The organism is Mesorhizobium yinganensis (genome assembly GCF_040081985.1).
Lineage (GTDB): Bacteria > Pseudomonadota > Alphaproteobacteria > Rhizobiales > Rhizobiaceae > Kumtagia > Kumtagia yinganensis.
Genome location: NZ_JBEBMH010000067.1, coordinates 1 through 8,986 on the forward strand (window position 1 = coordinate 1; position 8,986 = coordinate 8,986).

Sequence of the window (8,986 nt, forward strand, 5' to 3'; positions counted from 1 at the left end):
AGCCGCATTCATCGTCGCAAGCCGGCCGGACACGCCATGCCGCAGCCTATGGCGCGCGCCAATGCCGCGAAGTCGTCGGTCCGTGCGGCGGTGGAGCATGTGTTCGCACACCAGAAGAACCGGTTCGGCCTGTTCATCCGCACCATCGGCATCGCCCGAGCCGAGGCGAAGATGCTGCTCGCCAACATCGCCTACAACTTCGATAGGCTGATCTTCCATGAGCGGGCCAAAGCCGCGGGATGACTCTGTCCGCAATCCCGGAACCGGCTCAAATCGACCTGACCTGGCTGCGAGCCCACAGCCAAAAGGCCGCCAAATCACCCCAAATACCGGCCTTGCAATATTCTCAGCGCCAATCCGCCAAACCAAACCGGGTTAAGGCGGGTCTCCAGCTGCTGCCACCTCCACGGCGTCCGACGCAACGATGATGGACCACACCCGGTGGTGCACTGAACACTATCGTTCATACAACGCGGTGGAGAACAGCTACACGTCCTACAAAGGCGTCCAGCGAAATTGTGTCTCCCCGTTCAGCCAAGGAACAAATAGGACCGACCAAGCGCGTGTTGCTCACCCGGAAGCGGTTATCGGTCGAGCCGATGTCGGCTTATCGGCGACCGTCGACGCAAGACACAAGGCTCTGTGCTTGGCGCGCTATCAATCCTACAATTCGCAAGACAATTCCTATCAGCCTTATGGAGGCGGACCGCGCCGCCAATGCCGGTAGATCGACCAGAAAGTGTCTGCCCCGCTTTCAGATGCGGTCAACCTTTTCCAGCCTAGGTCTTTGCTGCTGCCCATCGGCATAAGACATCGCAAATGCCTCGGTTTCGAACTCCGAGACCCTGACATCGCTGCCGCCGTCGACGACCCGCATGATCTACAAGCCTGGAACTTCGATCACTTCGACGGAAATGGGTCCGCGCCCATTCGGCTCAGCAATATGGCTTAAGCGCTTAAGCTCCAATCGGGGCGAAAGCACATCGACTGCTCTTCCAGCCGCCGGCGCCCGTTTTTCACGCGGCGCCACAACAAATGTTAGCTTGGCTGCATATACGAAACGAGAAAGCCCGCTGCGTTTGAGGGATACGAGACGGGCTTCCTGGTTTTCGCGACAATACATGGACGTATGTCGGCACAGCCACGCTGCGATCATCGAAAAATTCTGGACGTCGACGCTTGTTCCAGAAGGCGCAAAGGTTTTTTGCCCGTTCTGTAATTCGACCCTCGTCCAGGAACGAGATCAATCGCACGGCATTAATTGGTCAGCTCCGAATGCCACCGCGTTCGCGGCGAGCAGGGGTGTGTTCGGCAACAAGCGGGAGGTAGCACCGTGAGCAAGATTCAGACATTCAGGCCTGCTGAAAAGATCTACAAGATAGGGGATGTAGAGTGCCCAGTTCGTGCAAGCGACGCACCGCCCAATTTCGTTGACCTGGTCATCGAGAACAGGCACTGCAACGGAAACGTCTATCTGTCGCTGGCGTCGCTCGCCATCGACGGGACGAACGTTCCCGAGGTTCAGATTGTCAGCCGACTTCGCATGAGCCTGGTCATAGCGCAACACATGCGCGACCTGCTGACCGAAGTCATCGATTTGGCACTGAAGCCAGTCGACAAGAAGCATGCAAACTGAAGAAGCAAGCGGACCTGGGGCTGTCACGCTTCTTTTGGAGGCGACACCTCCACGACGCCGTAAGCTACCGCGCAAAGCGATCGCGATACCAATTCGATCGCCTCAGCAAGATCAGCAGCCTCGAACAGGGCAAAGACGGCTATCGGTAGCGAAGCTGATAAGAAAGGGCTCGGCTGATTTTCGACGCCTGCCGCATCATGGTTCCGGACTTGGGCCTTCCGGCAATGCCGATGAGTGCTCCCTTCCGCTTGAGTTCCTCGTCGTGCGCGTGGGCGGCGTCGCGCACGGAGCGCGCGGTCCGCTCGTAGCCTGCCTCGTCGCCGCACCCGATCGTTATGAATTTGGGCATATGTTCTACCTCCCCTGAAGCGCCTAAGGCGGGCTGTCCTTGCCAGTTATCAACTTGCTGGCGTTGACCAGAGCCTCAGCGAGATCGGTCAACGCGCGATGATGCTCGCTGCCGATCTTCGACGACGGCTCAGTGACGGACTCATGCAGGCGCGTAGCGTCGTGCATTATCCGGCGAACCTGCTGGGGGCTTAGTTCTTTCACTTTCGAACGTCTCGACATCGCGATGTCCCTTAGTTGAGATATCGCCCCGAGATAGGAACATTCTCCTGATTCAGGCGTCCCTGCAAGGGGTGATTGCCGCCGCTCTTGCCGAAGCCGATCCTCCCAACGGTGGGCAGTTCAGGGTTTACGGTAAATTACTTCCGCCAGTTGTAAGGGCGGTGTTCAATCCTAGGATGGAAGCTGCCGAACTTCGCAAGAGAGTTGGAGCTATCCTAGCCGCTGAAGAGCGGGAGCCGACCGATTGGATGGAGGTGGAGCGCATCAGCGCCAGCCTACAACGCCTCTTGCAAGCCGAACCCAAAACCAGGTGCCCGGAGATTGTGGAACGTTTTCTGGCTGACGGGCCTACGCGCGATAAGCAAGCCGTATGCCGCCGTTCAGCGGGAGAGCGTCAGACGCAATGTCGACCGGGTCGAACGAGTGGAGAGCCTCCAGATATTGCTGTGGTGTTCATGGATAGCTGTGGCCATCGTCGGCGGAGGACTGCTTTGGACAGTTGGCTGACAAACAGCCGAAAGGGACTAGGTCCAACGAGCGAATTCGCAAACCATCACAATCCTGTTACCGTAGGTGCGGGTTGACGAGAGGGGTCACCTCCGACGGTGAGACGACTGACGTGGCGACCCCATCACGCTGCCTTGGGCCGTTGGTCCGTGCAGCAACGGACCAGCGGCTCAGTGTGCTTCATCGAGCACGGTCGATGCCCTCCAATGCAAGACAGTCGCCGCTAGCCTACGGTTAAACCACCTTCAATGTTGCGCGACTATTCAAATAAAGTTGTCGACAGCAAAAAGTAATCGAACGAATTGTTGAAGCGCGGCATAGGATAATTATTGGATGGCGCCCGGATGGCCATCCCGGTTGGTGTGCGGCGTTCCCTCAAGTTGCCAACCGCCAACCGGGTCACATTTCAGCCGCTTCGGGCTCAAACTTCCCCGCGCTGAGACTGGTTTTCCATCGCGAAAGAAACGCGATTGTTGTATTGTTTGGTATGACCGAGCGGCGCATACCCACGAAATCGCAGATGGATGCCTGGGCAGGCCGCATGGAAAAACTCCGGGCTGACATCAAACGGCGGCCCGAAAAGATATCAGGAGATGAGCGGACGGCCCTGCAACGGGAAGCCGCGCAACTTCGGCTCATCGCAGACACGTTCTTTGACGAAGTCGAAGCCATCGAAACACGAATGAGCAAGGCTTCGCCCGGTGTGGATTTCATCCCCGAGAATGGCTTCAGTGCCGGTGTGAGGCTGCGGAAGTCAGTCTAGGCGGTCCTGTTCGCTGAAAACGCATGCGCTTGCCCGAGCAGATATTCGGCTTGTTTTCCACACCGCACGGGAGCACTCTCTCGATAGAGGGCGGAACCGACTGTGGACCTCGACCCAGGCGGCGCGTTGCGCCTTGCAATCAACGCCGGCAACTGTCCCGACTGCCTTCAGCGCGGCTTCGTGCTAGGCCCCACGCACGGCGCAGCGATAAATATTGAATGCGCCAACACGGCATGCCGATCGCGCTTCAATGTGATCAATGCCAACACCGTCCTAATGGCGCACCGAATAGACCGTGTTGGGTCGTGGGCCTCCGAACCGACGTAGAAACTACATTGAGCCGACGCTCTGCGTGTTATGGCACCGGTAAGGATGCCAATGACGGCCCGTTAACCATTGGCCCCGTAACGTGTTCTTGCGTGAGTATTGAGTCGCATGGACTAACGACGGGCGCCGGTTGAACTCACCCCTGTGTCCGTCGTTAGCCTCCCCTCGCTCTCTCATACATGTTCGGCCTCGGCACCTGCGCCCGGCGGTTCTCGTTGAATCGCGGACCATAGGTCAGTCCCACCTGCTTGCCGCCGCATTTGGCGCAGCCGAGCTTCGGGACGAGATCGTCATGCATCGCCGGCATGTCCGGCCCGAACCGATCACGAAGGCGTCCCAGGTCCAGCCGCTGGCTTTGATGACATGGTGCGGTCTGGCATTGCGCCACCACCATCATGTCGGCTTCGATAAGGGTTTGAACCGTCCACGGCATTGCGCGTTGTTAGCACAATCCGGGAGGACAGCCATGGCAGAAGACACCAAAGCGAAGATTGCCCACGAGTTGTATGAGACCGTCCGGAAGCTGGGAGGAAGCTCGGACCTATTGTCCATTATCGGATGCTACGGCGATACGCTGAATGATGACGACGTGCTAGCGCGACTGCGAGAATGGAACGTCGCCCATGAAGTCAGTCGTCACGCAGACCGAACTCAGTCGAAACCTTCCCCTCACGAAAACTTGTGACGGTAGCGTGGCGGAGCTTTTCCTCGCCCTTGAGGAACTTCACCCGCGCGACTCGTCCAGCCTTCACCCATTGAGCCAAGACACGCGATGCCCGCTGACCAAAGGCTCACGGAGCGCGTTTTCGCATCATGAGGTCAAATGCTTCGGATGCTCTATTTGCGGCACCGATGGCACGTTCGTTGGTAAATCGAGTGAGTTCCGAGTCACCTTCGCCCGGCTCCACCCTCGTGATGCGTACGCCAGGTTTCTTGTAGAAATGTAATCAAAAGGCGCGTATGAAATACCAGTCCCGGAGCTTGTAAAAGAACTCTTGCCAACGGCGTCTTGCCCGAGAAAGTCGCGAAATGAGTTGCGTTTCGCGCCTTCAGCTAATGGTGTCATATTTAGCTGACCATTTTTCTCGAGAAGTTGTACAATATCTATCAGGAGCCCCTTCGCTGCAGCAACTCGCCTTCCATCTATAGCTATACTGGCGTTCAACATTTCCAGTATTGCTTCTCCTTGCTTCTCTGTGACGCTTGCTGTACTCTTGACAATGGGCTCCATTATGAAGTCGATATCATTCCTCTTTAAAAGGTGCCTAGGATTGTCTCTGGTCCGCACCTTCCAGCGCGACGCAAGCCCCGGATCAATGTCGGAGAGTTTCGAATAGTTCGCTCTCGCCCATTTAAATCCTCCATCCGTGTGCCAACGAAGCGCGGCAAAGTTGTAGGATGTATCGCGACGAGCATTGCGGCATGAGGCGGAAGCCCTACGACCGCTGGCGATTTCAGACATTTGTCAGGGGTATTTGTCCCTATCGCTTTGTTTATCACGGCTCAAGCGCCTCTACGCCTGCCTCGACTCCCGCTCAGCCGCGCCGCTTTACGCGGTCGCTTCCTCGGCCTTCCCGTTGCCGAATTCCACCATTGGCGCCAGCGACTCGGGAAGCAACCGCGCAGGATGATCGTCGCGTGAGAGTTCTCGGATTACGTCGTTGAAGCTGGTCCACTGCGGACTGTCATCCGGAAACGCCCGCGCGGCGTGGTAGATTTCCGCCAGCGCATTGCCGGCGGCAATCTCGATGCTCTCGTCCTTGGGGATCATATTGCCGCCCATTCCTCGCCGGGTTTGAACGCCTCGCATACGTGCGTTGGCGGACATCAAACTTCACGCCAGACAGGAATGCGCTGGACTTTGATCGCTACAAGGCGGCGGATGCGGAGCCCGACCGCCTGGGGGCCAGTTGGTACGAACGCGGACACGTCCAGCATACCGTGATTACCGTTCTCGCACTTCATGCGTTCCATGAGCGAGTCGACATCGACATCTCCGAAAATCTGAATGAGGTCTTCCGGGTAATAGTTGTGGGTGCGCTTGCAGTACCGGCAATGGACGCGCACAAGCTCGATGCCGCCCTGCCCCAGGCGCGATAGCGGATAGTCCTTCGCTTTGGGTCGGTACGTCTCTGGCATGGCTCAAATAGGAACCCATTCCCTCGCGAGTCAATCGGCTTGTTCCGCATTCGTTCCTTTTAGTCAGTTGACGGCCTGAGCACCGCCAAGGCAGGATCGCTGAATGTGCAACCTCTACAACATCACCACGACACACCAGGCCATCATCGACTTGGTCCGCGTCTGGCGCGACCTGTCTGGCAACCTTGAACCATCGATAGATGTCTATCCCGATCGCTTCGGCCCTGTCGTCCGCAACGGTCTGGACGGGAAGCGCGAACTGGTAAAGATGCGCTGGGGTATGCCTTCGTCATCACAGGCCATATTCCAGGCCACCAGCAAGCGCGCCGACAAGCTCCGTGCCAAGGGCAAGGAGATCGACAAAGAAGCATTCGGCGAGATGCTGAAGATGGAACCAGACGGCGGCACCACGAACATCCGAAACACTAACAGCAAGCATTGGCTTCGATGGCTTGCAGTCGAAAACCGCTGCGTCGTGCCGATCACCAGCTTCGCCGAGCCCGACCCGGCGAGTGCAGCCGGCGGTCGTACTCCGAACGCGTGGTTCGCCGGTGATGAAAGCAGACCGCTGATGTTCTTCGCTGGCGCCTGGGTGCCTGGCTGGACATCCGTCCGCAAGATTAAGGAAGGACTGACCACGCTCGACCTCTACGCCTTCCTAACGACGGAACCCAACGGCGTCGTTGGCCCTGTCCATCAGAAGGCAATGCCGGTGATCCTTACCACAGCGGACGAGGTCGAGACCTGGATGACGGCGCCGTGGGACGAGGCGAAGGCCCTGCAACGACCGCTGCCCGATAATTTGCTGAGCCAGGTTCCGCCGCCGCCGAAGATCGAGGAGCCGGAACGGGTGCCGGCCTTGTTGTGATGGACGAGGAGCCGATTGTCCTTCCCGAGCCGCGACCAACGCCTGCCGGCCTCTACATCCATTACTGCAATCATCAAGGATGCAAGGAATTGGGCTGCTTCGGCTACGACGGTCGCTACGGCACGCTGTGGTACTGCGGAAGGCATCGCGAGGACGGTGAGAGCAGGCGGAGATGACGCAGTTGCTCTTGCCGCGCTGGCCTCCCATCCCGGCGGCCTAACGCCTCAAGCCTAACGAGTCCTATCCCCTCACAGAATTTGTGGCATGATGGTCCTCCAATAGAAAATATTGGAGTTCCGCATTGTGAGAAGAATAGCGACATGCATTGTTCTTGCCCTGGCGCTGATGCCTATCGCTCAAAATGCCCGACCTCAAAACGTTGCCAAGGATCACGTCGTCGCGGGCGTCTTCGTGAACCCTCCCTTTGTTATGGAGGGGCGAAGTAAACCTCATGGAATGGCGGTAGACCTCTGGACTGCTATCTCTGCGGAACTTGGTCTTAAAACGGAGTTTCGTTTCTTCCCTACTGTTGGGGCACTTATAGATGCGACTGCGCGCGGCGAGATCGACATAGCGGTCGCCAACCTGAGCATCACGCAAAAACGAGCGGAGCGGGTGGATTTCACATTCCCGTGGTACGACTCCGGTCAACGCGTCTTGATCGACCCGCACCGTGGAACAGGATTTTGGAACATAATCGAAGGATTAAGCAACTCCGGATTTCTAAGAACATATCTTTGGTTGATCTTGCTGGCTTTGATTGCCGCAGTACTACTGACGATATTCGACCGTCGTTACAATCCGGCCTTTCCGCGTGGTTGGCTACAAGGATTTGCTGAGAGCTTCTACGCGGTCATGGCAATCATTTCTGGTCGCCCCACCGGCCGGAAGAGCGTCACAGGCTCGCTAGGGCGCATCTGGCAAGGATTTTGGCTTGTTTTCGGGGTGGCCACGGTGGCATTTGTCACATCGTCTGTTACCAGCGTGATGACGACACTTTCTCTTAGCAATCAGATCGCCGGAATTAGCGACCTTTCCGGAAAACTTGTCGGTGTCTCATCTGGCAGCGTTTCTGAGGAGTTCGCACAAGAGCAAGGTTTCGATTTCAAAACGTTCCAGAACATTGAGGAAAGCATTGCCGCTCTTCGAGAGGGTACAGTCGCCGCAGTCATAGGAGACTCTGAGGTTTTAGAGTACTATGACCACACCCATATTGAACAGCGGCTGGCGGTAGTCGGCGCTGCGTTCGAACCGGACAAGTACGCTTTCGCCCTGCCGCACCAAAGTCCGTTGACAAGGCCGGTAGCCCTGACCCTCCTTGGCCTGCAGGAAAGTGATGTCGTCGATGACCTGCGCAAGAATTACTTTGGGGAGGACCCATAGAACCATTCGAGTCGATGGATGTCGGCTATGGTTTGGCGCGTTAATTCGTCGGCCGTGAAGAATCGTGAAGCTTCTGAATTCCCTAGGAATTCGCGGTGTCGAAGTTTTGCGGATTGCAGGAAACGATCGGTTTGTGGGTTGTTTTCCTGCAATTCGTTTTGTGGTTTTGCTTCCATGCGAGGCGTGATTCACTGGCGATATCGCGGTGCATCGGAGCCATGGGATGGGCAAGCCACGCGAATTGGGCGAGACGGGAGAGCAGGATTTGTTCCGCTCGCGGCTCGACCAGATCATCAACATGAATCACGAACTGGTGCGGCTGGCGCGGGCGATTGACTGGCCGGTTCTGGAGGCGCGTTTCGGCTCGGTCTATTCGGATGGACCGGGCATGCCGCCCTTGCCGACGCGGCTGATGGCGGGGCTGGCGATCCTCAAGCACACGTTCGACCTGTCGGACGAGGCGCTGTGCGCGCGCTGGTGCGGCTGGCCGGGAAGGTGGGGCTGGACCTGCGCCAGAGCTATGTGCGGGTGGGCAAGCTGGAGACCCGCATTAACCGTGCCGGTAGGGATGGAATTGTGATTCACTGCTTCTATCGTGATTTGGAGACGGGACGATGGAGCAGCGGTCGCTATTGGGGCTTTCGGAACATCTCGACCGGCTGAGCAAGAATGGTGATCCGCTCGAGGTTCTGGAGGCGACGGTCAACTTTGAGTATTTCCGTGACTGGCTGGTCGAAGGACTTGGCTATGGCGAGGGTGGCAAGGGTGGTCGCCCGCCGTTCGATCCGGTGTC

General features: G+C 57.5%; 10 protein-coding genes and 2 pseudogenes. 7 read left to right on the forward strand and 5 right to left on the reverse strand.

Annotation, left to right across the window (positions count from 1 at the left end; translation table 11 throughout):
* From ABMA59_RS36560 to ABMA59_RS36565, 3 genes and pseudogenes are all read left to right on the forward strand, one after another.
* Positions 1 to 243: pseudogene (locus ABMA59_RS36560) on the forward strand (IS5/IS1182 family transposase); the annotation flags it as partial.
* 184 nt (positions 244 to 427) lie between these two features.
* Positions 428 to 727 carry a BA14K family protein gene (locus ABMA59_RS37510; RefSeq protein WP_425476059.1) on the forward strand — a complete coding sequence of 100 codons (300 nt, stop codon included), beginning with the start codon at positions 428 to 430 and terminating at the stop codon, positions 725 to 727.
* Positions 728 to 1,333: 606 nt separating this feature from the next.
* A complete protein-coding gene (locus ABMA59_RS36565; protein WP_349010242.1) occupies positions 1,334 to 1,636 on the forward strand; it encodes a hypothetical protein in 303 nt (100 codons plus the stop codon).
* Between the two features lie 139 nt (positions 1,637 to 1,775).
* Here the strand turns inward: ABMA59_RS36565 and ABMA59_RS36570 are convergent, their stop codons facing one another.
* A complete protein-coding gene (locus tag ABMA59_RS36570; RefSeq protein WP_349010243.1) occupies positions 1,776 to 1,985 on the reverse strand; it encodes a hypothetical protein in 210 nt (69 codons plus the stop codon).
* A 1,248-nt stretch (positions 1,986 to 3,233) separates the two neighbouring features.
* Here ABMA59_RS36570 and ABMA59_RS36575 point away from each other — a divergent pair.
* Positions 3,234 to 3,476 carry a hypothetical protein gene (locus ABMA59_RS36575; RefSeq protein ID WP_349010244.1) on the forward strand — a complete coding sequence of 81 codons (243 nt, stop codon included), beginning with the start codon at positions 3,234 to 3,236 and terminating at the stop codon, positions 3,474 to 3,476.
* Between the two features lie 481 nt (positions 3,477 to 3,957).
* Here the strand turns inward: ABMA59_RS36575 and ABMA59_RS36580 are convergent, their stop codons facing one another.
* The 4 genes from ABMA59_RS36580 to ABMA59_RS36595 all read right to left on the reverse strand — a co-directional run bounded on the left by ABMA59_RS36580 (position 3,958) and on the right by ABMA59_RS36595 (position 5,942).
* The gene (locus ABMA59_RS36580) at positions 3,958 to 4,101 is read right to left on the reverse strand and encodes a hypothetical protein (protein ID WP_349010245.1); all 144 of its coding nucleotides are present in this window, start codon (positions 4,099 to 4,101) and stop codon (positions 3,958 to 3,960) included.
* 513 nt (positions 4,102 to 4,614) lie between these two features.
* Positions 4,615 to 5,265 carry a hypothetical protein gene (locus ABMA59_RS36585; RefSeq protein WP_349010246.1) on the reverse strand — a complete coding sequence of 217 codons (651 nt, stop codon included), beginning with the start codon at positions 5,263 to 5,265 and terminating at the stop codon, positions 4,615 to 4,617.
* Positions 5,266 to 5,352: 87 nt separating this feature from the next.
* Positions 5,353 to 5,574 (reverse strand): hypothetical protein, encoded by a 222-nt coding sequence (locus ABMA59_RS36590; protein WP_349010247.1) that lies wholly within the window; start codon positions 5,572 to 5,574, stop codon positions 5,353 to 5,355.
* A 56-nt stretch (positions 5,575 to 5,630) separates the two neighbouring features.
* Positions 5,631 to 5,942 (reverse strand): hypothetical protein, encoded by a 312-nt coding sequence (locus ABMA59_RS36595; protein ID WP_349010248.1) that lies wholly within the window; start codon positions 5,940 to 5,942, stop codon positions 5,631 to 5,633.
* A gap of 103 nt (positions 5,943 to 6,045) precedes the next feature.
* On the opposite strand from ABMA59_RS36595, the gene ABMA59_RS36600 reads away from it, so the two are divergent.
* The 3 genes and pseudogenes from ABMA59_RS36600 to ABMA59_RS36610 all read left to right on the forward strand — a co-directional run.
* The gene (locus tag ABMA59_RS36600) at positions 6,046 to 6,810 is read left to right on the forward strand and encodes an SOS response-associated peptidase (RefSeq protein WP_349010249.1); all 765 of its coding nucleotides are present in this window, start codon (positions 6,046 to 6,048) and stop codon (positions 6,808 to 6,810) included.
* Between the two features lie 303 nt (positions 6,811 to 7,113).
* Entirely contained in the window at positions 7,114 to 8,193 is a 1,080-nt protein-coding gene (locus ABMA59_RS36605; protein ID WP_349010250.1) for a transporter substrate-binding domain-containing protein, read from the forward strand.
* 223 nt (positions 8,194 to 8,416) lie between these two features.
* A pseudogene (locus ABMA59_RS36610) lies at positions 8,417 to 8,671 on the forward strand (transposase); the annotation flags it as partial.
* Between the last annotated feature and the right edge of the window lie 315 nt (positions 8,672 to 8,986).